Below are 22,936 nucleotides of genomic sequence, written 5' to 3'. Positions count from 1 at the left end.
AGCGATATTGCGCCCTCATCCGGTGGTTGTAGGAGGGGTCGCACAAAGGAGGGAGGGCGCGGGCGCACGCGCCCCGCCCAGCGACAGCGCCATGCGCGGGAAACACTGGCCGCCGGCCCACACCAGCGCAGAGGCGGCGCACACCAGGTCCATCGCCGCGGGCAACGCGAGGCAGCCGCTGGCACCGAGCAGCGCCGCATGCAGGATCAGCGCGGGGTCGAGGCGATCGGACAACACCAGCCAGCGCCGCGGCGCCAGGCGCGCGTGCAGCTGGTCCAGCCATGCGCGGGGATCGCCTTCGAGGCCGCTGCAATCGATCACGGCAATATCCGCGGGATCCGGCGGCAGCTGCGCGGCGGCATGCGGGGGCGCGTGGCCAGGGACGGCCTGAAGGTCGTGCGTCGCGGTCTGCGCCGGCGCAGCCAATGACGGGGCGTGCGCCGGGGCTTGCAGCCATTGCGGCGTGCGGCAGTTGATCGGCCTGGGCAGGTCGAGCGCGTGCAGGCGTCGTGCCAGCACCCGGCACATCATTTCATTGCTGGCGATCAGGTAGGTCGGCATTGACTTGGTCCGGCGGCAACCCGGGCGGCCATGGCAGCGGCCGCGCGGTCGGAGCCAGGCTGCGGGCGGCCCGGCGGGGAAGGCATCGCACCAGCGCCAACCGCCGGCGTCGGTCTGTGCGGATGTCTTCCCTCAGAAGGTAGCAAGCCGCTGCCACCCCTGCCTCATGCTTTTGGCGGAGCATCGCCCAGCAGAAGGATGAGGCGCGCGCAACCGGCTCAAGCCGCCTGGCCTACCGGCGCCGGCATACGCGCGGGCGCTGCGGCCGGGTCCGGTCCCGCCCAGTTGAGCGTGGCACCCCTTTGCAGGGCCACGTAGACCGCTTCGCCCTTGTTGCGCACATGGAGACGCTGATACAGGGTGCAGGCATGCGTCTTGGCCGTGGCGATCGAGATATTCAGCATGCGGCTGACGGTCTTGATCGGATAGCCGCGCGCCAGCAATGCCAGCACCTCGTACTGGCGCTCGGTGATGTTGAGCAGGTGCGCGCCGGCCGATGGCGTTTCGTAGGCGGTGGCGTGCGCGGCGAACTGGCGTTGCGCCACCGGTGCCGCGCTGTCGTGGCCGGCATCGTCCACGCCCGGGCGCAGCGTCACCACCCGGGCATCGCCGGGAGCCGCCGGCGCGAGGCGTGCCGCGGCGGCGTCCGTGCCGGCGTGCCGGCCCGGTAACGACTGGCTCGATGCCGGGAAGCATTCGCCGCCGGCCAGTACCAGCCGCACCGCCGCATCCAGCGCGTCGGCGCTGCAATGCTTGGGCACGCAGCCGCGCACCGGCTCCGGCAGTCCAGCCTCGGGCAGCGCCGGCATCGCCTGCTCGCTGAGGACCAGGACCCGCTGTGGCCGCAGCCGCTGGCACAACTGCTCCAGCATGGACCAGCCGCTGGCCTGATCGGCCGGCAGTCCGTAGACCATCAGGTCGGCATCGTTGAGCCACAGGTCGGAGTCGATGGGTGCCAGCGGATCGATGTCCAGCAGGTCGCCGTCGAGGTGTGCTTGGGCCAGCAGGTGGCGCAGACCCAGGCGCAGGAGGGGGTGAGGCTCGATCAAGAGGATGGTGGCCATGGCCGCTCTCTTATTATTGCGGCAAGCACGAACCCCGCGAAAATCCGTGCCTGCTTGTCGGATGTGCCCCGCTATCCTGCGGTTGCACCTCCCTACGATCCGCCAGTGCTCCGGGGACGCCGTACAGCCTTCCCGTCTGGCTGCAGATCGTCCTTTCCCCTGGAGATACCGGATCGCCCCGGTGTGCGTGTGAAACGCTTCTGTTGCAAGAGCCTTAGATTCGGCTGAAGTCTGATCTAAGTATTTATAACTCCTGACCTGCAGCATATGAAACGCGTCCGGCGAATGCAAGGTGATGGTGCGCTGCAGCGGGTAATCCCCAACCGGCGCTTTGCGCCGCGGCTCGCCTGGTCTGTTGCCGGCTCACTGCAGCATACGGACGAAACCTTGCCGGCGGGCCTGTGCATCCTGCGTCATCGCGCATAGAATTATCGGCATTGCCTTTTGCTATGCATTTCGGGTCGGACGATTTCAGGCTCTGCCCGGGTGCCTTATAAATCAATAAGTTAGCGATACTGCCCAAGCTGCCGATGATTCCTGCCGCGCCCTCTGTCAGCCTCACCCGAAGCGAGTTCGCCGCCGTGCGCGCCTATGTCCAGGGCATGCCGGCGGCGATGGTAGTCCCCCGCTATCTCTCCGACGACACGGACGACGATGACGCCGGCGCCGAGTCGGCGTTGCGCATCTTGCTGGCCTTGCGCGACCGCATGGTCCAGCTCGCGCACCTGCACGGACGCGCGGACCTGGCCGACCTGCTGCTGGCCGGCCCGGGGAGGTCGAACCGGGGGATGGATCGTCGGGTGGATGCACTCGGCGAACTGGAAAGACTGGGCACGGCGGCTCCGCAGGCCCAGCATAGTGTGGAACTGTGGTTTGCTCCGGCACTGGCGCGGCGTCTGCGCAATGCCGATATTGTGACGCTTAAAGCTCTTTTTGGTCTAGCCAATCAACGCGGTACCGCCTGGTGGCGAGCCGTGCCGCGCATTGGCGCGCTCGCTGGCACCGCCATCAATCGCTGGCTCGGCGAGCATCGCTCGGTCTTCAAGGGCGCGGAGGGCGCGCCGCTGCTGCACGCGCACGTCGGCAACCGCGCACCGCTGCAACCGGCGGCGCTGGGTCCGGCCCTGCGCCAGCCGTTGCCGCTGGAGTGGTTGAGCGAGGCGCCGGCAGCGGCTATCGGCACCGGCGACGCCTGCCCGTACAGCCACGGCGTAACGGTGGTCAAGGCGTGGCTGCGCGATACCACCGACGGCCAGGGCAGCACCTTTGCCGCGTATCGCAAAGAGGCGGAGCGGCTGTTGCTGTGGGCTGCGCTCGAGCGCAGCAAGGGGCTGTCGCAACTGGACCTGGACGACCGCCGGGGCTACCTGGCGTTCCTGGCCAGCCCGGAACCCGCCAGCCGCTGGTGCGGACCGCGCGCGCCGCGCCACCAGGCCGCATGGCGGCCGCTGACCGGCGCGCTGAGCCCGGCCAGCCAGCGCCACAGCCTGCGCGTGCTGGCCGCGTTGTTCCGGTGGATGCACGATAACGGCTACCCTTGCGCGGCGCGCTGGCCGGCGCAGATCGGGGCCGAAATGACGACGGCGACGGCGCCGGACGCGGCGGCGGCTACGCCGACCGCCCGCGCTCCGCTGCCGGAAGACAGCGTCGCTGCCTTCCTGTCATGGCTGACATCGCAAGCCGAGGCCAGCGACGGCCAGCGCTACCGCGCCGCGCGCGCCGCCATCCTGCTGTTGCGCGAGCGTGAGCTCAGCCTGGATCAGTTGTCATCGGCGACGGCGCGATCGCTGTCCCTAGCCGGGCCCGCAGACGGCATGGCCATCGAACCATCCACCCTCGGCAATCACGTGCACGCGCCCTGCCCGGGGAGCGGCCTTGCGCCCGCGACACGAACGGCGCTGGCGCGCCACTGGCAGGACCGCAATCTGCAATGGGAGGGTCCAGGCATGGAAGACGCATGCCTGATCGGCCCGCCGACGGCGCCGCCCACGGGGCGTGCCCGCCGCAAGCGCGCGGCACAACCGCTGGGCGGGTATTCGGCGCGCGGCCTGCATGCCTTGCTGGCGGCCATGCTGGAGCGCTATCGCGAGCGCTGTGATCCGGCATTCGCGGCACGTTCGCCACGGGATCTGATGGCCTGAAAACAATGGGGGCAGTGTCGCCACTGCCCCGCATATTGGCCCGCCTGGCATGTCGGCACCCGCGTCACCGCGGAGCCGAACTGGCCGCCATCCGCTTCAGAATTTCAAAGCAACGTCTTGTCGAGTCCGAAGCGAGACTTCAGGGCTTCAACCAGGGCTTCGCGCGCGCTGCGGTCGGTCAGTTGCACGTCCAGCATCACGCGTCCGGAATCCCATTCCTTGATGGTGCCGAGCAGTTGGCCGCTGTCGGTGCGGATCTTGTACTGGCGGCTGATCTCCTTGACCTTGCGCGCCTTGCCTTCCTGCGCCTGCTTGCGGATGGCCTCGACCTCGCGGCTGGACAGCCCGTCGTGGATGATGCGCCCCGCCAGTTCACGGGTGCGCTCTTCGCCCGCCAGCTTGAAGTACAGCGTCAGTTCATAGCCGGCGGCAATGCCGATCGCGCTCGGGCATTCGCGCATCACGCCCAGCACCGACTCCGGCAGGCGCAGCAAGGCGAGGGTCTTGTTCACGGTGCCGGCGGAGATGCCGGTCAGCTCGCAGATTTCCTCTTCCTTCTGGACCTTGCCTTCATCGAGCAGCTGCCGCCACGCAATGGCATTGTCGAGCGCGGACTGGTCCGAGCGCTGCTCGTTCAGCATGAACGACAGCCGGTAGAAATCCAGGTCGCTCAGGTCGTTCTCGACAAAACATTCCATTTCGAGCTTGCCGGCGGATGCCAGGGCTCGCTTGCGGTAATGGCCGTCGATCAGGATGTAGTGGCCCGGGCGCGCCGGATCCGGCGCCGCCAGGCCTGGCGTCTTCTGGCCGTGTGTGGCGATCGACGCGGCACGCTCCTGCACCACGGCAGGATCGTAGATGCGACGCGCATTCAGCGGATTGTCATGCAGCTGCGCCAGCGGAATCCGGATCAGCTGCCGGCCCGCGGCGACGTCGTCGAGACTTTCAGCGCTGAAACCGGGCGACGTTTCGGCAGCCCCCCTGCCTTGCAGCAGGCCGTTGGGATGCTGGGAAATAGCCGCTTCCGCCCTTGCGAAGCGGTCCATCGTATCGCTCCGGCTCTTCTCGGCCGCCATGCCCGCAAGCATGCCGGCCTTCAGGCTTTTTAGTTTGGTAGCCATGCCTATTGCTCAATCAAAGACAACACTTCATCGACCATCATGTCGACCTCCTGCACCGCCTCGCGCGCGCCGGCCACGCCGTGGACCGTGCAGCCGATCGCCTGGCATTCGCGGAACGCCGAACGCGAGCCGATCATCGAATGCAACAACGGGACGTCGCCATCGTCGCCAAGAATCTCGATCGCCTGGCGTGCAATCGACACCCGGCGCTGGACCATATTGGCCATGACCCGGATCAGCAGCGATTCATTCTGTACCTGCGCGTGCTGGGCCAGCGTCTTGGCGGCCACCGCCGCCCACAGGTCGGGCGGGGAAGGCACGACCGGAATGATGGCGAGGTCGGAGATCAGCAATGCGCTGGATGGCGCCGCCGAATGGACTGCCGGCGGGCAATCCACAACGATGTAGTCATAATCCTGGACGAATTTGCGAACCTCGCGGTGCATGGCGCCGCCGGATGGCGCCAGCCCGATCACCGAGGCCGGGAACGGCCGCTCGTCACTGGCCTGCGCCGCCCATCGGGTGGCGGTGCCTTGCTCGTCCATGTCGACCAGCATCGAGCGCGCACCGCGCAAGCCCAGCGTGCCGGCAAGGTGCATGCTGACCGTCGTCTTGCCGCAACCGCCTTTCTGGTTGAAGACCGTAATGATTTTGGCTGGCACTGCGACCTCTCTTTCAGCGCTGAAAGCGCGGTTGATTCTTAAGGCGCAACTGTAGCCAAAACCAGGTGACGTATCAACCGTTTCCCAATTTAACAAAAAAAGTATTTCAAGGTTGCTGCCGTCGAATTGTCCTTAAGATGGGGGAAATCACGCAAGTCGGTAAAATTGCTTGAAAATCGGACCGGAATGTGCCTAAAGTATCTGTAGTGCGCATTACGCCGCACATGACACCGTAATCCAAAGTGGTTATGATGCGCGCTACAGTCGAGTCAAGTCGTGTCACCTCGTCGGCTTCCGTTCGGTATCTACGAGAACTCAACGTGCTTGAACGGTTGTTTGCGTTGTGTACAAGAACTTGCTTCGAAAAGGAAATTCCTATGGCAACCGGTACGGTCAAGTGGTTCAACGAGACCAAGGGCTTTGGCTTCATTACCCCGGACGACGGTGGTGCAGATCTGTTCGCGCACTTCTCGGAAATCCAGGGCTCGGGCTTCAAGACCCTGAAGGACGGGCAGCGCGTGACGTTTGAAGTCAAGCAAGGCCCGAAGGGCCTGCAGGCTTCGGCAATCAAGCCGGCCTGATCCAGCCTCGGCTGAGCCCTCACCCGCCGCGACGCGTTCGCAGCGGACAACAAAAAAGGCAAGCGTTTCGCGCTTGCCTTTTTTGCGTCCGGGCCGGTCTGCCCGGGGCCGATGTCAGCCCAGCTTGCGCACGCTGGTACGCGACGGCTGCAGGATCAGCGCCTTGGACGAATCCGCGTCCACCTTGGCACCGGGGTAGACCACCAGCACGTCTTTCAAAGCCTTGCGGAACAGCGCGCGGAACTTGCGTTCGCTTTCGGTTTCCGTGCCGAACTGCATCTGCAGCGCTTCCCAGGGAATCTCGGTGCGGCGCTGGATCGTAAAGAACCGGTAGGTCAGCCACGAATAGACATCGAGCGCGAACGGCGACTGCTTGAGCGCCTTCAGCGCGCGCATGTCCACCGGCACCGGCCGGTTGACCAGCTCGTTGAAGAACGGCTCGGACAGCACCACGAAGCTTTCGAACATCGAGCCCTGGCCGGGCTGCATCGGATCCCACCAGGTCGACAGCTGGTCGGCCAGCAGGTAGCCCACGCGATCGATCGACAGCGGCTCGTGGTTGGGGTTCTGGTTCTGGCTCGGCGTCGACTTGTTCTGCACGATGGCGATGGTCGCCGAAAACAGGCGGATCATCTGCTGGCGTACCAGCGTCATGGTGCCGCGCTTGCCGCCGGTGGCCATCGGGATGCCGAGGTTGTACATGAACTCCGACAGCGAATTGCCAAGCGAGATACGCCGGTCTTCCACCGTGCCGGTGAATTCGCCGCGCTTTTTCTTCGCCATGATCTCCTTGCCGATCCAGGCCAGCATCAGGCGCGGATAGGACCCATACGGGTATCCGAGCGACACTGTCTCCGACACCAGCTTCTGGCGGCCGTTAGCGGCGCGCTCGGAGCGTTGCTGCGTGAAATAGCCCGGCTGGATCATCAGCGAGATATTGCCGCTGGTGCGGGTCCAGACCGGCGGCGCGCCCTTGGGCGCGCGATATGGCAGCGTGACCTGGACGCTGGCGCGGCTGAGGAAGCCGACCTCGCCGCTTTGCCAGGCGTCTTCGCGCTCCATGGCCTGGGCTTCGTCAAACAGGCGCTGGAATTTCTCGGACGGAACCAGGTTGTTCTCGTTGCCGGGAACAATGATGCGGGAGGGTTCGGCGTCCAGATCGAGGACGCTTCGATCCCCCGTGGTGGCCGGGGAGCGTTTGATGGGCATAGTGGCTTGCTTCGGATTACCCGCCTTTGTACTCGAAGCCGCAAAGCTTGTCACGCAGAAACAGGTACACAAGCAACCGCATTGCTCACGGGGTTCTTGCCTGCCGGGAGGATCTAATGGCTGGTCGCATGGTGGCGGACGGTGGGCAACCCGGCAGGGTTGTCCACGGTTCGCCAGCCATCAGCTACCAGTAAACGATACCGATACGGGTTAACTACTTGTAAACCGTATACGTGAAGCCAAGCCCGTTGATTCGTAAGGGAAAATCACCGCCCCGCGAACCCGATTCTGCGGCGGTCCGTACCCGATTCAGCGAAGGGCCGAACCCGTATCTGCGGCCAGCCGAACCTGTATCTGCGGCCGGCGCGAACCGGATTCTGCGGGGATAACCGCCGTCTCCCACAGGCTTCTCCACAGGCAGGCCCCCGCAAAGCGTACCCAATTCTGCGGGATCCCTGACTGCCAGGCACGCAGGGCGCCGGTTCCCGCCCAAAAACGGTGGATAACTGCGCCGCCGGGCGGTTATCCCCGCAGAAACAAGTTCGCGCGCCAGTGCACAACTGGCACCCTGAACTGCGCCCGCGTACCCAATTCTGCGAAAACCCCCGTCAAAGCGTACCCGTTTCTGCGCCAGCCTCAGATCGGCCCGAGCTGGTTGCACCAGCGTACCTGTTTCTGCGGCGTACCCATTTCTGCGATCGGAGCCTCGTGCCTGGTTTCTCTCTTCGGCGTACCTGTCTCTGCGTGCTCCGATGATGAAACGGTCCAGCGGGGCGTACCCATTTCTGCGTCAATTCTGACTCGAGCGCCGACGGATCTTTCACCAAGTTTCCATTATATACCTACCTCATACAAAAAGCTAGTGCTCACACCCAACGTATACGTGATAAGACGAGGTTTCGCCGCGGCGTACCCGTTTCTGCGACGCTCATGGAGGTAGTCCTTGCATCCACAAGTGGCCCCATGGCAAGGCTGCGTCGGCGCGTACCCGATTCTGCGAAGGCGCCTGCTGGCCAATCGGCGCACTCCCGTACCCGATTCTGCGAAGAGGCGGCATGGGGAGGCACCAGAGGCCGGGTTCTGCGTCGCAACACGGTGCGTACCCGTTTCTGCGCTGGCTGCCCGGCGCCTGGGATGTGGATAGATCAGGGCCTGGAAGGGGTTGGGAAGCCCAGATCGGGGCACAAAAAATTTTTGCTGCGTACCCGTTTCTGCGTACCCAACGGAGGCACATGGCGAGGCGACGGGTCAATGCGTACCCGTTTCTGCGTGGCTGTTCGGCCGAAGGGACGGCCTCAGTGACAGCGCGTACCCGTTTCTGCGCGCGACGGCCCAGGGTCTGTTGCCCTGCGCTGCAACAGTGCGTACCCGTTTCTGCGAAGCGGGCGCGGAGTCGACGAGCGGCTTCCGATCAGGCCGGGAGCGCGAAGAGACGAGAAAGAGGGAGGGAAAGGAGGAGGGAAACCGGGCCGCGCCGTGACGCTGCGACAGAAAACAAAAAACCCCGCCATGGGCGGGGTTCTTACGCTGTGCGGCGCACACCAGGTGCGCCGGAGCAGTCAACGCTTACAGCGGGGTGATGTTCGCGGCCTGCAGGCCCTTCGGGCCGTTCTTGACTTCGAACTGCACGCGCTGGTTTTCCTGCAGCGACTTGAAGCCTTCGGAGCGGATTTCCGAGAAGTGAGCGAAGAGGTCGTCACCACCTGCGTCCGGCTTGATGAAGCCGAAGCCCTTGGCGTCGTTGAACCACTTGACGATACCGGTTTGCATGATTTGCTTTCCAGAAAAAGGACAAAAATAGATCGCATGACGAACACGTCATCCGACACGGGGAACTCAAGGAAAGGACACCATGGACAACCGAAGTACCAGACGGTGGCTAACGAATGAACTGTTGCCTCGTCGCTTGAATCTAGCCGCGTTTATACGGGGGATTGCCGCCAGCGTCAAGATGGGGCCGGCCCCATGCCCTGCTGGCCGCGCGAGTGCCGGGACTGGCCCGTCGCGGGCGCGTCATGGGATCATCACGCCTTTTGCATGTTGCTTATTCGTGCCCGCCATGACGGCGCCGGGCCGGGCGGTACAGAGTACGCTTGCCGATCGGGGCATGCGCGGCGGCAGGCCCAGCCCGACCGGCATCGGTACTGACCACGGGTTGCAGTTGCCGCGGACACGATAAGACACCAGGAGACCATTCATGTCGATGCCGGATCCCGCTTCCAAGCCGGGCACATCCACCCCCGCAGCGCCCCACGCCGCGCCGTCGCTGCTCGAGCGGATATTCAGGCTGCGCGAGCACCATACCGATGTCCGTACCGAGATCCTGGCCGGCATCACCACGTTCCTGACGATGGCGTACATCATCTTCGTCAATCCCTCCATCCTCGGCGATGCGGGCATGCCCAAGGACGCGGTGTTCGTCGCCACCTGCGTGGCCGCGGCGATCGGCACGCTGATCATGGGCTTCTACGCCAACTATCCGATCGCGATGGCGCCCGGCATGGGCCTGAACGCGTATTTTGCGTACACGGTGGTCAAGGGCATGGGCTTCCCGTGGGAAGCGGCACTGGGTGCGGTCTTTATCTCCGGCTGCCTGTTCCTGCTGGTGACGCTGTTCCGCGTGCGCGAGATGATTGTCAATGGCATACCGCATTCGATCCGCGTGGCCATCACCGCGGGCATCGGCTTGTTCCTGGCCATCGTTGCGCTGAAGAACGCCGGCATCGTCACCGCGAGCCCGGCCACGCTGGTGACCATAGGGGACCTGCACCAGCCTTCGGCGGTGCTCGCGATCCTCGGCTTCTTCGTGATCGTGGCGCTGGACCACCTGCGCGTGAAGGGGGCCATCCTGATCGGCATCCTGCTCACCACGCTGCTGAGTTTCGCCTTTGCCGGCAACACCTTCCACGGTGTCTTTTCCGCGCCGCCGTCGCTGAGCCCGACGCTGTTCAAGCTCGATATCACCGCGGCCCTGTCGATCGGCATCATCAACGTGGTGCTGGTGTTCTTCCTGGTGGAGCTGTTCGATGCGACCGGCACGCTGATGGGCGTGGCCAACCGCGCGGGCCTGCTCAAGGCCGGCAAGATGGACCGGCTCAACAAGGCGCTGATGGCCGACAGCACCGCCATCATGGCGGGCTCGTTCCTGGGAACGTCGTCCACCACCGCCTATATCGAAAGCGCCTCGGGCGTGCAGGCCGGCGGACGTACCGGCCTGACCGCGGTGACGGTGGCCGTACTGTTTCTCGCGGCACTGTTTATCGCGCCGCTGGCCGGAACCGTGCCCGCCTATGCCACCGCGCCGGCACTGCTGTATGTGTCGTGCCTGATGTTGCGCGAACTGCTGGAAATCGACTGGAACGACGTCACCGAGGTAGTGCCCGCGGTGATGACGGCGCTGGGCATGCCCTTCACCTATTCCGTCGCCAACGGCGTCGCGTTCGGCTTTATCAGCTATGCGGCGCTCAAGCTGCTGACCGGGCGCGCGCGCAGCGTGCCGGTGATGGTGTGGATCATTGCCGCCGTGTTTATCTTCAAGTTCTATTACCTCCCGGGGCACTGAACGGCACGCGCCGGATCAGCGACAAGTCTCGTGAGCAGGGCGGCCCCCGGGGCCGCCTTTTTTTATCGCCGTGATGGCTCGCATTGCAGTCCGCGCGATGCAGGTGCGTACCCGTTTCTGCGCGCGACCGATGTTGCGAGGCCGGTGATGCGTACCCGATTCTGCGTACAGGCCTGGGCGGCGATGCAGGGCTCCGGCATGTTCATGTCCCTGCCGCGGTGGGGTGTCGGAGCGTACCCGATTCTGCGTAGTATGTTCGCGTCGTATGCACGCGGATGCGCGCTGCGGCGTGCCGCTGCCAGCGCTCTCGCGTGTGTGCGCGAGGGCTCATACCAATGGATGAGATTGGCTGTAAGTCACCCACACGGGGCTGGACAAACCGCCGCAAATGCACTGAACTATAGGCGTGGCAAAGAGGGGCGCGGCAAGCGCCCCTTCTTGACTCCGGTGTATGCGGCAAGGTGCCGGAGCCACGCCGGAAGCGCGTCGGCGCAATGCGCCAGGACGGCAGCGCTTTCGCGACAGAGACCGTTAATATCAATGACGGCGCCGTCCACAATCCGGGAGCGTGCGGACAACATGCGCGCCACGCAGACAAGAAAATTCCAAGACTGAGAAGTGGTAAACGTAGACGTGCAGTGCCGGGGGATGTTGTTCAACGGGGATAATCATGACCGCAGGAGAGATCCGGCGACCCGTCATCGGGCCTGTCAGGGAGTCCAGTAACCGATCCATCCGAGCCTGGGCCGCCGTGGGGGAAGCCGCAGGTGAAGTGCCAGCCAAACGGGCCGTGAGCGACGCGGCCACCGCGGATGTTGTTGCCCTGCTTGCCGAAGACAGCGAACTCAGCGACAGCGCCCGTGCGGCGGTGTCCAACCTGCTGCGTCGCCATCGGCTGCTCGAAGGGGAACTGGCGCGTCAGCGCACGCTGCTGCAGGAATGGATCCTGAGCCAGCTGACCTACAAGACGCTCTACTACCAATACTCCGGCCAGTCGCCGCAGGCGCCTCGCGTGGAGTTGATGCGCGAGAAGGAGGCCGTGCGGCGGCGCATCCGCGAGCAGCTCCAGCCGGGCGCGGACTACCTTGCCGCGCCTGATGAATCCACCCGCAGTCTGTCCAGCTCGTGACACCGACGTCGACCGCGGGCGCATGCCCGCAGCCAGTTCAGCCCCACCGTCCGCCTCGGACGCGCGCCGCTGCGGCGGCCACGGGTGCCGGCACCAAGAACAAGCCTAACGTCCGGGAGATCGTGATGGACCGACTGTGCAAGGCGTCACGCACTGCACAGCTCGTGGTCGTGTCGCGTCATGAAGATTTTGGTTTCGACCCGTCCGTGATCGGCACGGAATGGGAAATCCGCCGCGTCGCGCAGGTTCGCGATGCCGAGCGCGCGGTGCGCGCCTGCCCGCCCACGGCCGGCGTGATCGACCTGCAGTCCGACTACAGCGAGGCCGAGTTCGCGCAGCTGGAACAGGCGCTGCAGTACCTGCATATCACCTGGGTGGCGATCACCTCCGATGCGATGCTGGCCGACGAGCGCGTACGGCGGATGATCCGCGACTATTGCGTCGACTACGTGCGCCTGCCGTTCTCGATGCCGGAGTTGCTGTACACGCTGCGGCATGCGCGCGGCATGGCGTCGCTGCACGGCACGCGCCCGCAGGAAAGCGCGTCGCGCGGCACCATGATCGGCGAATGCGCGGCGATGAGGGCAATGTTCCGCTCGCTCGCCAAGGTGGCGCACAACGAGGCGCCGGTGTTTATCTCGGGCGAGTCCGGCACCGGCAAGGAGCTGGCCGCGCAGGCGATCCACGATGCCTCGAGCCGGCGCAAGGGCCCGTTCATCGCCATCAACTGCGGCGCCATTCCCTCGCACCTGGTCCAGTCAGAACTGTTCGGCTATGAAAAGGGCGCGTTCACCGGCGCCAACCAGCGCAAGATCGGCTGGATCGAACAGGCCCAGGGCGGCACGCTGTTTCTCGACGAAATCGGCGACCTGCCGCTCGAAAGCCAGGTGGCGCTGCTGCGCTTCCTGCAGCAGGGCACGATCACGCGGCTGGGCGGCCACCAGTCGATCCCGCTGAACCTGCGCATCATCTCGGCCACGCACGTGGACCTGGTGGCGGCACAGGGCGACGGGCGCTTCCGTTCGGACCTGTTTCACCGGCTGTGCGTGCTGACGCTGTCGATCCCGGCGCTGCGCGAGCGCGGCGAGGACATCCTGCTGCTGGCCAATGCGGTGCTGGCCGAGCACGGCCATGAGGCGCACCGGCGCATCCGCGGGTTCTCAGCTTGCGCGACGCAGGCGATGATGCAGTACGCCTGGCCGGGCAATGTGCGCGAACTGATCAACCGCGTGCGCCGCGCCATCGTGATGACCGACAACCGCAAGATCACAGCCGAAGACCTGCAACTGCACAACGGCGCCGAACTGCCGCGCAAGACCCTCGATGCGATCCGCGAAGAGGCCGAGCGCGAAGCGATCCGCACCGTGATGGCCAGCCACGGCTTTCACGTGGTGCCGGCCGCGCGCGAACTCAACGTGTCCCGCGTGACCCTGTACCGGCTCATGCACAAGCACAACATCCGTGTGGAGAGCCACGCCCCGGCGGGGGAATAGCTGACCAGGGCGGACAAGGGAACCGGGACATTGGTCGCGCGGCGCTTGCTCTACGGCCGGTCATTCGGCCATGACAGGCGCCAGCGGGAAAGGGGAACCGGCGACGTCCGCTCGCCGGTTCCGCCTTTCCCCGTGCCGGCCGGCACGTCAGCGCACTACCCGCGGGGGCCTGGTGGCCCACTTCCCGTCCGCGAATCCGCCCGCGAACCTGCCGCCGGTCGCCTGCGTGGGCACGGTGGCGAGGTTCATGCTGATCTTGCCGCGCGCCCGCCGCGGCGGCTCGCAAGCATCCTGCGCAGGCCACGGCACGATGTCGCGGCGGCGCTGGCCATCGCGAGCATGCCGCGCGGGCGGCGCCAGCGTTTCGCTGCCGGTCGTGTCCGGATCCAGCCGCAGTTCTCCCCAGGCCCAGCCGAAGCCACGCACATAGACGTCATGACTGACCGCGGCGTGGCTGTTCGCGTCGTCCGCGTCGGGGCGGTCGAACCACGCGTAGCTGGCGCCCGCCGCGCTGCCCGAGCCGATCGCCAGCGCCGTGGCGAGCATTGCAGCTTTCATGGTCGGCATCTCCCTGTGGAAAAAAAGTGCCCGCCGGGGGACGGAACACTAATCCGCGCGGTCACGCTGGCTCGCGTGCCCGCATGTTGTGTGGGCCCGTCATGCGCGCCGCTTGCCCGCATGCCGGCGGCAGGCCGGACTGGCCTGCGCCGGCCTGCGGATCGCCACGCAAGCCATGCCGTGCGCGCTGCGCGTGACTTGCTCGCGCGCGCGCGGATAGGGCAGCAGCGGCGCCGACACCAGGTCCATCTCTGATGGCGGCGGACCGGCCAGGCGGTATGCGCGCCGGCGCGCCGTCATGCGGGAAGGCGGGTGACGCATGTGGTGATCTCCAGCGCGCAACGACGGGTTTGACGGAACTGGCGCAGGCCTGCACTGTGCGCCTTGGGCAAGCCAGAGCGACAAGTGTGCCAAGGGGCGCAAACGCTTGTGCCACGCGGCTTTGCGAGACGGTTCGCAGTACCTGGTCGCCACTACGCGGCGGCGCTGGATCAATCGGTTTCGCCACTGCAACGCGTTGCGCTGGCGCCGTGGCGGCGCAGGCATGGCGCTGGCGTCCGCTGGCGCGCACTGGCCGGCGCTTTGCCGTGGGCGCGAGGCATGGCGCGACGGCCTCGCAGCCCGTTGCACGGTTGAAACCGGCCTTACATCAGTCATGCACGCGAGTAACCGCGGTGCATCGCGCCAGTAAGACAGGGCGGTGCGTGGTCACGCAGAAACGGGTACGCGCGGTGGCGCGGCCCGGGTGCAGTCAGCGGGGCTGGCCCGAAGTGCCAGAGGGATTGGTCGGGCTGGACGGTGCCGCGGCAGGCGCTGCCGAGGGCAGGGCGGCCGATGCGGTGCCGGAGATGGGCTTGGGTCCGGGCTGGCTGCGCTCGCAGCCGGCGCAGCCGAGCACGGCGATGAATGCCAGCACGGCCGCCGGGCGTGCGCGGAGGTTGCAGGTCACGGGTGCCTCCTTGCGCCGGCGCGCGGGCAACGGATGCGCCGGCAGGTATGCCTGGTCTTACTGTAGCAGGTCGCCTGCCGCGCGCCGCGCCAGGCCCGCCTTGGGCAAGCGGCGCAATGCGCAGTATGATGAACGCAGCGCCCGCCGCGCGGGCAGGCGCAATCCATCCGCGGTCCCCGCGCCGGATCGCGCCAGCACCAGGCCGTGACTGACAAGACCGAACCTTCCTCTTCGACCGCCGCCGAAGGCGTGCCGCCGCCGCGCCGGCACCGCCCGCACTGGCTGCCCGACCGCCACACCGGTGCGCGCACGCTGCGCGTCGTGGGCGCCGCGATCACCTCGTGGTTCGCGCACCGCGCCGCCAGCAAGGGTGCTGCGCTGTCCTTCTACATGCTGTTCTCGCTGGCGCCGATCCTGGTGCTGGTGATCTCGATCGCCGGCCTGTTCTTCGGCGCCGAGGCGGCGCGCGGCGAGATCTTCGCGCAGCTCGAAGGGCTGGTCGGCGACCAGGGCGCCGCCGCCATCGAGGGCATCCTGGCTGCGACGCACCGCGCCGGCGGCAGCGGCATGGCCGCGCTGATCGCGACCGGCATCCTGTTCGTCGGCGCCACCAGCGCCTTTGCCGAACTCAAAAGCAGCTTGGACGACATCTGGCACGTGCCGGTGCCCGACACCGCCGGCTGGCGCCAGTTGCTGCGCACGCGCCTGCTGTCGTTCAGCCTGGTGCTGGTGCTGGCCTTCATGCTGCTGGTGTCGCTGATCGTCAATGCGGGGCTGGCGGTGGTCGAGCGCATCTGGGGCCAGCTGTGGACGCAGTCGTGGTTTGCGCCGGTGGCCGAAATCATCTCCTCGCTGTTTTCGTTCGCGGTGGTGACCGCGCTGTTCGCCGTGATCTTCAAGATGCTGCCCAATGCGCGCATTGCCTGGCGCGACGTCACCATGGGCGCGGTCATCACCGCGCTGCTGTTCTCGATCGGCAAGCGGCTGATCGGGCTGTACCTGGGCAACAGCGCCGTGGCCTCGTCCTATGGTGCCGCCGGCTCGGTGGTGGCGCTGATGCTGTGGGTGTATTACTCGGCACAGATCTTCTTCTTTGGCGCGGAGCTGACGCGCCAGTACGCGCTGCAGTTCGGCAGCCTGCGCGGCAAGCCGGCGGACAAGCTGGCCGAGTAGCGGCAGCGCGCGCAGCGGAAAGGCGGAGGGTGCGGGCCCGGCCAGCGACAACGCAAATCCCGTAGCGGCGCCCAAACCGGTAAAATAACGCCCCATTCCCTTCGCGTGCCCGCCGGGCCCGGCCCTGCGGCCGCCCGCGGCGCTGCCGGCCCTGGTTCCGGCCACCGCCGGGCCATCCCAATATTTCCCAGTCTGATTCCGCTGCCGTGAGCTCGCTCGTTCCTGAAATTGCGCGTCGTCGCACCTTCGCCATCATCTCCCACCCCGACGCGGGCAAGACCACCCTGACCGAAAAGCTGCTGTGGTTCGGCGGCGCGATCCAGGTCGCGGGCGAAGTGCGGGCGCGCAAGGCCGACCGCCATGCCACCTCGGACTGGATGGAGCTGGAAAAGCAGCGCGGCATTTCGGTGACGTCGTCGGTGATGCAGTTCCCGTACCGCCGCGACAGCGCGGACGGCAAGGCGCAGGAGAACATCGTCAACCTGCTCGACACCCCGGGCCACGAGGACTTCTCCGAAGACACCTACCGCACGCTGACGGCGGTGGACTCGGCGGTGATGGTGATCGACTCGGTCAACGGCGTGGAAGCGCAGACCATCAAGCTGCTGAACGTCTGCCGGCTGCGCGACACCCCCATCCTGACCTTCATCAACAAGCTCGATCGCGAGGGCCGCTCGCCGATCGAGCTGCTCGATGAAATCGAGGACGTGCTGCAGATCCAGTGCGCGCCGATGACCTGGCCGATCGGCATGGGCAAGGCCTTCCGCGGCGTGTACCACCTGATCGACGACAAGGTGCAGCTGTTCGACCCGCATGGCGACAAGGGCACGGCAGCGATCCTCGACGGCCTGGACAATCCGGAGCTGGACCGCATCCTCGGCAGCCAGGCCGAAGAGCTGCGCATCGAAATCGAACTGGTGCGCGGCGCCTCGCACACCTTCGACAAGGAGGCCTTCCTCAACGGCAAGCAGACGCCGGTGTATTTCGGCTCGGCCATCAACAACTTCGGCGTGCAGTCGCTGCTGGATGCGCTGTGCGAGCTGTCGCCGCCGCCGCTGGCGCGCAATACGGATTCGCGCGTGGTCGAGCCGCAGGAGCCCAAGTTCACCGGCTTCGTGTTCAAGATCCAGGCCAATATGGATCCGCGCCACCGCGACCGCATTGCCTTCGTGCGGGTGTGCTCGGGCCGCTTCGAGCGCGGCATGAAGCTGCTGCACGTGTCGGCGGGCAAGACCGTGGCGATCAACAACGCCATCACTTTCATGGCGCAGGACCGCAACACCACCGAAGAGGCCTACGCCGGCGACATCATCGGCGTGCCCAACCACGGCACCATTCGCCTGGGCGATGTCTTCACCGAGGGCGAGCCGCTCAAGTTCACCGGCATCCCGTCGTTCGCGCCGGAGTTCTTCCGCCGCGCGCGCCTGAACAACCCGCTCAAGGTCAAGCAGCTGCAGAAGGGCCTGCAGCAGCTGGCGGAAGAGGGCGCCACGCAGATGTTCCGCCCGCTGGCCTCCAACGACCTGGTGCTGGGGGCGGTGGGTATCCTGCAGTTCGACGTGGTGGCGCACCGGCTGGAGCATGAGTACGGCGTCGATGCCATCTTCGAGTCGCATGAATGCGCCACCGCGCGCTGGCTCAAGGGCACGCCGGCCGAGATCGAGAAGCTGATCGCCAAGGCCGGGCACAACGTGGCGCTGGACGGTGCCGGCGACCATGTCTACCTGGCGCCGAGCATGGTCAACCTGCGGCTGACGCAGGAGCGGTTCCCGGAGCTGCAGTTCCTGGAGACACGCGAGATCGTCTGATCATCGCGCTCATGCAAAGCAAAACGGCTCGCCATGGCGAGCCGTTTTGCTGTTCTGGGGGTTTGCCTGGCGCTTTTACAGCCAATCAATACGCCAGCGACGCCTGGATATAGAAGGTCCGCGGCATGCCCACATACTTGCCGGCATTGTTGTCGGTCGAGCGCGTGAAATAGCGCTTGTCGAGTACGTTCTTCACGCCCACCGCCAGTTTCAGGTTCTGCGCCGCCTTGCCGAAGTCATAGCCCACGCGCAGGTTCATCAGCGCATAGCCCGGGATATCGCCCAGCGCGCCGTTGGCGCTTTCCGCGGTCTGGTAGGTGGTCGAATTGCTCGGGTCGCCCGGCGAATGCTGCTTGGACTGCGCAAAGCCGTCGAGGTTGAAAGACCAGCGGTTGCGCGCGTAGCGCATGCCGACCGTGGCCACATGGCGCGAATAGAACGGCAGGTCGCGCCCGGCGAAGTTGCCCTGGTTGTAGGTGGCTTCGGTGTAGGTGTAGGTGGCGTAGGCCGACAGGCCCATCAGCGACTTGTCGAGTGCGCCGAAATCATAGCGCAGCGACGATTCCACGCCGCGATGGGTGGTGGCGCCGAGGTTGGTCCATGCCTCCGGCGAACCGCCGGTGGCGCCACGCAACTGCAGTTCGTCGTCGAAGTCGATGTTGAACAGCGTCAGCTCGCCACCCCAGCCATTGGCGTTGAAGTGCGTGCCGATCTCATAGGTCTTGGCCTTTTCCGGCGTCAGCCCATTGGTGGTCTGCGCGATCTGGAAATACTGCAACGGACCGAACGACACGCCGGCGTTGGCGAACAGCTTCCACTGGTCGCTGACGTGGTACATCACCGCCAGCGATGGCAGCGGCTCGTTGGAAGACACGTCGCGGCGCACACCACTGAAGTTGTCGGTGACGTACGAGCGGATAAACTCATAGCGCAGCCCGGGCGTGATGGTCCAGTTGCCGACGTTGATAGTGTCGTCGATATAGACCGCGTTGGCGGTTGTGCCGCCGGTGCGCCACTGGTAGACCGGCGAGGGCAGGGTGGTGGGATCGAGCGAGCCGGGCGGGTAGAAGGCCGTGCGCGCGGCCTGCTCGTCGCTGGCTTCGCGCAGGAAGCGGTAGCCGACGCTGACTTCATGACTCATGCTGTCGCCGCGAAACAGCTGCGAGTAGCGCGGCTCGATCGCGAATGTATGGTAGTTGCGTGGCGCCGCGGTCAAGCGCAACGGCCGGGGATCGGCGTTGCTCCGGACGTCTTCCTGCTCGATATTGCTGCCGCGGAAGCTGTCGGTGTAGTACGTCAGCACCTCGAACTTGCGGTCGGCGTCGTTGTGGCTGTACTTCAGGCTGAAGTCGTGGCGCCGCCCGCTGAAGTTGTCGTAGGGGCGCACCGACTGGAACGGGTCGGCCGCGTACTGCGCTGTTGTCAGGCCACCTGGCATGCCGGCCGTACCTTCGTAGTAGTGGAACGCGGCGCTCAGCGAGTCGGTCTTCGAGATCCGGTACGCGCCCTTGAGCAGCAGGTCGTCGATATTGACGTGGTCGTTGCTCGCGCGATAGCCGTTGCCGTGGATGCCCGAGTACAGCAGCGCGCCGCCCAGCCCCTGCGCATTGGTGCCGCCGATGAACGCGGTGGGGTTGGTCTTGACGTTGCCGCCGTGGCTGTAGATGTCGGTCGAGACCGAGGCATCGGCGGCGAAGGTCGTGGGGATCGGGCGCGTCACGAAGTTGATGATGCCGCCCACGTTCTGCGGGCCGTAGCGCACCGAGCCCGCGCCGCGCACCACGTCGATGGTCTCGAGGTTGCCCAGCGACAGCGGCGCCATCGACAGCTGCGGCTGGCCGTAGGGCGCCACTGCCAGCGGGACGCCGTCCATCAGGATGGTCGAGCGCGGCGACAGCCGCGAGGCCAGCCCGCGCACGCCCACGTTCAGCGAGACATCGCTGCCGCCGGTGCCGTTGTTCTCCTGAACCTGTACGCCCGGGATGCGGCGCAGCACTTCACGCACATTGTTGGCGCCGGCTTCGGCGAAGGTCTCGCGGTCGACGATGGTACGCGCGCCCGGATGTTCCAGCACCTTGGCCTCGTTGGCGTTTTCCAGCCAGTTGCCAACCACGGTGACCGTGTTCAGCGTGGCTTCGGCACTGGCGGCGGCAGGGATGACGGGCGTTGCGGAAGCCGGTTCGGCGGCGCGGGCCGGCATGGCGGCAAACTGGGCAAACAGCAGGGCGGCGCCGATGGCACCCCCGGTCAGGCGGAAAGCGGGCTGCAAGGTGAGGTTCCTGGGGAGAGCGGCGCGTCCCGCTGCGCCGGAAGCGGTGGTCCGGACGGTCGCGCCAATGGGCGGCAATTATAAATGCGAGTGATTCTCAAAAGCGAGAAGCGTGGCGTCGCGCCGCTGGCACGTGTCGCGTCTCTGCATCATTGTGCTGACAACGAGTCAATATTCGCGCTTTATTCGGCACATTTAATAAACTCCGTGTGCAGGCGTGGGCATCTGCATGCAGCAATTAAGCGCACGCTTTAGAATCTGCCCTTTGCGCATGGCGCACCCGCTTCCCCTGCGCAAACTCCGCTCCCTTCCTGCCCCAATCCATGTCTTCCCCTGCCACCGTTCCGGCCGCCGAGCCGGACAGCGTCTTCCGTGATTCCGTCTTTCGCCGCTACTGGTTCGCGCGGCTCTGCACCACCATCGGCTACCAGATCTTTACCGTGGCGGTGGGCTGGCAGATGTACGACCTGACGCGCGACCCGCTGATGCTGGGCATGGTCGGGCTGGTGCAGTTCCTGCCGTCGGTGGCGCTGATCCTGATGTCGGGCCACGTGGCGGACCGCTTCGACCGGCGCCGCATCGTCCGTACCTGCCAGTCGCTGGAGGCGCTGCTGGCCGCCGGCATGGCCGCCGCCAGCCTGGGCGGCTGGATCGACAGCCACCACATCTTTGTCTTCGTCGCGCTGATCGGCGCCACGCGCGCGTTCGAGAACCCGACGCTGCAGGCCTTGCTGCCCAGCGTGGTCACGCCGCGCCAGCTGCCGCGCGCGGTGGCCCTGGCCAGCTCGGCGGGGCAGGCCGCCATCATCATCGGCCCGGCCATCGGCGGCTTCGCCTATGTGGCCGGCCCGGGGGTGGTGTACACGCTGAGCGCGACGCTGTTTGCGATCGCCGCGCTGCTGGTGGGCGGCATCACGCTGCGCCAGGCGGCGCAGCGGCTGACCGCGCCGGTCAGCGTGCGCACCGTCTTTGCCGGTTTCGCCTATATCCGCAGCCGCCCGGTGCTGCTGGGCGCGATTTCGCTGGACATGGTCGCGGTGTTGCTGGGCGGCGCCGCGGCGCTGTTGCCGATCTACGCGCGCGACATCCTGCATACCGGGCCGTGGGGGCTGGGACTGCTGCGCTCGTCTCCGGCCATCGGCGCGTTGGCGATGGCGCTGTGGCTGGCGCGCCATCCGCTGAACCGGCGCGCCGGACGCGTGATGTTCGCCGCGGTGGCGGTGTTCGGCGTCGCCACGGTGGTGTTCGGGGTCTCGACCTGGTTGCCGCTGTCGATGGCGGCGCTGGTGGTGCTGGGCGCTTCGGACATGATCAGCGTGGTGGTGCGCTCCACGCTGGTCCAGCTCGATACGCCCGACGATATGCGCGGGCGCGTCGGCGCCGTCAATTCGGTGTTCATCGGCGCTTCCAACCAGCTGGGCGAGTTCGAGTCCGGCGTCACCGCCGCGCTGTTCGGCCCGGTGGGCGCGGTGGTCCTGGGCGGGGTCGGGACGCTGCTGGTGGTAGCCGTGTGGATGCGCTTGTTCCCGGCGCTGGCGGCGCGCGACAAGCTGCATGAACATCCTGCCTGAACGGCCGCATGGCGCGTACGGGCCTGCATGGCGATGCCCGGAGCGTACCCGTTTCTGCGTGCGCGGCGGCAGCGCTGACGGCGGTATAGTGATGCCTCGCGCGCCAACTTTCGTCGCTGAAAGTCGCGCCGCTCTTCACCGCCCGCATCCCGCCACGCCTTGCGCCATATGACCTTGCCGACCGATCCGCTCCGGCGCCACGCGGTGTTCGCCGCGCTCAGCGGCTCGCGCGCTTCGCTGGAACGCGCCGCGGCGCTGGGCGATGGCCTGGGCGTGGCGCTGTGGCGCAACCGGAACGACAGCACCGGCTATGCCCGGCCCGGCCACCACACCATGTCGGTCTACCTGCAGGGTGGGCACGCCACGTACCGGCGCGACCAGCCCGGCAACAAGGGCGCCCCGGGCAGGCTGTGCCTGTTGCCGGCCGACCATGAGTCGCGCTGGCACGTCGGCGGCCCGCAGCGCTTCCTGCATCTGTATTTCCGCCCCGAAACCCTGGCCTGGCACTGCGTGCGCCTGCTCGACCGCGAACCGCGCTCGGTGGCCTTGCGCGACCTGACCTTTGCCGACGATCCGCGCCTGCATGGCCTGAGCCAGCGGCTTGCCGCGCTCGACTGGCAGTTGCCGGAAGCGCGCATGGCCGGCAATGCGCTGGCGCACGAGGCACTCAGCCACCTGGTGCTGACCCACGCCGGCCGCGCCGCCCCGACCGAATGGCGCGGCGGCTTGTCCGCGCAGGCACGGCGGACCGTGCGCGACTGGATCGAAAGCCATCCCGAAAGCAACCCGACGCTGGGCGAACTGGCGTCGCTGGCAGGCCTGTCGGAATTCCACTTCGCGCGCATGTTCCGGGTGTCGTTCGGCATGCCGCCGCATGCGTGGGTGCTGCAAAGCCGCCTGGAGCGGGCACAACGGCTGCTGGCCGATCCGCGCCGCCCGCTGCATGAAGTGGCCGCCCGCGCCGGGTTTGCCTCCGCCAGCCACCTGAGCCGCCGTTTCCAGGCCGCATTCGGCGTGACGCCTGGCGTCTGGCGCGCGGGCGCTTAGCCCTTACGCGCTTGCGGCCGGCCCGGCGCCAGCCGTTG

General features: G+C 66.5%; 19 protein-coding genes. 9 read left to right on the top strand and 10 right to left on the bottom strand.

Translation table 11 applies throughout. The annotated features are described in order from the left end of the window. Positions 1–15: 15 nt before the first annotated feature. Both MKD38_RS27355 and MKD38_RS27350 read right to left on the bottom strand, forming a co-directional pair. Positions 16–561: a DNA-binding response regulator gene (locus MKD38_RS27355; protein WP_252682011.1), complete on the bottom strand. Its 546-nt coding sequence runs from the start codon at positions 559–561 to the stop codon at positions 16–18. A gap of 218 nt (positions 562–779) precedes the next feature. After that, positions 780–1,625, bottom strand: coding sequence for a helix-turn-helix transcriptional regulator (locus MKD38_RS27350; protein WP_252682010.1), 846 nt, complete (start codon positions 1,623–1,625; stop codon positions 780–782). Positions 1,626–2,155: 530 nt separating this feature from the next. On the opposite strand from MKD38_RS27350, the gene MKD38_RS27345 reads away from it, so the two are divergent. Continuing rightward, positions 2,156–3,766 (top strand): phage integrase family protein, encoded by a 1,611-nt coding sequence (locus MKD38_RS27345; protein WP_252682008.1) that lies wholly within the window; start codon positions 2,156–2,158, stop codon positions 3,764–3,766. 104 nt (positions 3,767–3,870) lie between these two features. Here MKD38_RS27345 and MKD38_RS27340 read toward each other — a convergent pair whose 3' ends face one another. Both MKD38_RS27340 and MKD38_RS27335 read right to left on the bottom strand, forming a co-directional pair. After that, positions 3,871–4,887 carry a ParB/RepB/Spo0J family partition protein gene (locus tag MKD38_RS27340; protein ID WP_252682006.1) on the bottom strand — a complete coding sequence of 339 codons (1,017 nt, stop codon included), beginning with the start codon at positions 4,885–4,887 and terminating at the stop codon, positions 3,871–3,873. A gap of 2 nt (positions 4,888–4,889) precedes the next feature. Further along, positions 4,890–5,549: an AAA family ATPase gene (locus MKD38_RS27335; protein WP_252682034.1), complete on the bottom strand. Its 660-nt coding sequence runs from the start codon at positions 5,547–5,549 to the stop codon at positions 4,890–4,892. A 377-nt stretch (positions 5,550–5,926) separates the two neighbouring features. Between MKD38_RS27335 and MKD38_RS27330 the strand changes: the two genes are divergently transcribed. Next, complete coding sequence (locus tag MKD38_RS27330) at positions 5,927–6,130, top strand: cold-shock protein (RefSeq protein WP_006159056.1); 204 nt, start codon at positions 5,927–5,929, stop codon at positions 6,128–6,130. 114 nt (positions 6,131–6,244) lie between these two features. On the opposite strand, the gene MKD38_RS27325 is transcribed toward MKD38_RS27330, so the two are convergent. After that, the gene (locus MKD38_RS27325; protein WP_010811148.1) at positions 6,245–7,339 is read right to left on the bottom strand and encodes a replication protein RepA; all 1,095 of its coding nucleotides are present in this window, start codon (positions 7,337–7,339) and stop codon (positions 6,245–6,247) included. Positions 7,340–8,905: 1,566 nt separating this feature from the next. Continuing rightward, positions 8,906–9,109, bottom strand: a complete 204-nt coding sequence (locus tag MKD38_RS27320) for a cold-shock protein (RefSeq protein ID WP_115699322.1) — start codon at positions 9,107–9,109, stop codon at positions 8,906–8,908. A gap of 427 nt (positions 9,110–9,536) precedes the next feature. Between MKD38_RS27320 and MKD38_RS27315 the strand changes: the two genes are divergently transcribed. The 3 genes from MKD38_RS27315 (at position 9,537) to MKD38_RS27305 (ending at position 13,523) form a co-directional block, all read left to right on the top strand. After that, positions 9,537–10,901 carry an NCS2 family permease gene (locus MKD38_RS27315; RefSeq protein ID WP_252682004.1) on the top strand — a complete coding sequence of 455 codons (1,365 nt, stop codon included), beginning with the start codon at positions 9,537–9,539 and terminating at the stop codon, positions 10,899–10,901. Between the two features lie 670 nt (positions 10,902–11,571). Beyond that, positions 11,572–12,030, top strand: a complete 459-nt coding sequence (locus MKD38_RS27310; protein ID WP_252682002.1) for a hypothetical protein — start codon at positions 11,572–11,574, stop codon at positions 12,028–12,030. A gap of 125 nt (positions 12,031–12,155) precedes the next feature. Next, on the top strand, positions 12,156–13,523 hold the full coding sequence (locus tag MKD38_RS27305; RefSeq protein ID WP_252682000.1) for a sigma-54 dependent transcriptional regulator: 1,368 nt from the start codon (positions 12,156–12,158) through the stop codon (positions 13,521–13,523). 147 nt (positions 13,524–13,670) lie between these two features. Here the strand turns inward: MKD38_RS27305 and MKD38_RS27300 are convergent, their stop codons facing one another. The 3 genes from MKD38_RS27300 to MKD38_RS27290 all read right to left on the bottom strand — a co-directional run bounded on the left by MKD38_RS27300 (position 13,671) and on the right by MKD38_RS27290 (position 15,030). Continuing rightward, the gene (locus tag MKD38_RS27300; protein ID WP_252681998.1) at positions 13,671–14,081 is read right to left on the bottom strand and encodes a hypothetical protein; all 411 of its coding nucleotides are present in this window, start codon (positions 14,079–14,081) and stop codon (positions 13,671–13,673) included. A 99-nt stretch (positions 14,082–14,180) separates the two neighbouring features. Continuing rightward, positions 14,181–14,402 carry a hypothetical protein gene (locus MKD38_RS27295; RefSeq protein WP_252681996.1) on the bottom strand — a complete coding sequence of 74 codons (222 nt, stop codon included), beginning with the start codon at positions 14,400–14,402 and terminating at the stop codon, positions 14,181–14,183. A gap of 430 nt (positions 14,403–14,832) precedes the next feature. Then, positions 14,833–15,030 (bottom strand): hypothetical protein, encoded by a 198-nt coding sequence (locus tag MKD38_RS27290; protein ID WP_252681994.1) that lies wholly within the window; start codon positions 15,028–15,030, stop codon positions 14,833–14,835. Between the two features lie 249 nt (positions 15,031–15,279). Between MKD38_RS27290 and MKD38_RS27285 the strand changes: the two genes are divergently transcribed. Beyond that, positions 15,280–16,203 carry a YihY/virulence factor BrkB family protein gene (locus MKD38_RS27285; RefSeq protein ID WP_501985981.1) on the top strand — a complete coding sequence of 308 codons (924 nt, stop codon included), beginning with the start codon at positions 15,280–15,282 and terminating at the stop codon, positions 16,201–16,203. 206 nt (positions 16,204–16,409) lie between these two features. Beyond that, positions 16,410–18,011, top strand: a complete 1,602-nt coding sequence (locus MKD38_RS27280; RefSeq protein ID WP_018005752.1) for a peptide chain release factor 3 — start codon at positions 16,410–16,412, stop codon at positions 18,009–18,011. Positions 18,012–18,096: 85 nt separating this feature from the next. On the opposite strand, the gene MKD38_RS27275 is transcribed toward MKD38_RS27280, so the two are convergent. Beyond that, entirely contained in the window at positions 18,097–20,280 is a 2,184-nt protein-coding gene (locus MKD38_RS27275) for a TonB-dependent receptor family protein (protein ID WP_252681990.1), read from the bottom strand. 323 nt (positions 20,281–20,603) lie between these two features. On the opposite strand from MKD38_RS27275, the gene MKD38_RS27270 reads away from it, so the two are divergent. Both MKD38_RS27270 and MKD38_RS27265 read left to right on the top strand, forming a co-directional pair. Next, positions 20,604–21,851, top strand: a complete 1,248-nt coding sequence (locus MKD38_RS27270) for an MFS transporter (RefSeq protein ID WP_115682062.1) — start codon at positions 20,604–20,606, stop codon at positions 21,849–21,851. A 168-nt stretch (positions 21,852–22,019) separates the two neighbouring features. Further along, entirely contained in the window at positions 22,020–22,898 is an 879-nt protein-coding gene (locus MKD38_RS27265; protein WP_252681988.1) for a helix-turn-helix domain-containing protein, read from the top strand. Positions 22,899–22,936 lie beyond the last annotated feature (38 nt).

Source organism: Cupriavidus sp. WGlv3, from assembly GCF_023952475.1.
In the GTDB taxonomy this organism is placed as follows: domain Bacteria; phylum Pseudomonadota; class Gammaproteobacteria; order Burkholderiales; family Burkholderiaceae; genus Cupriavidus; species Cupriavidus phytorum.
This window is presented reverse-complemented; position numbering and strand designations above follow the sequence as displayed.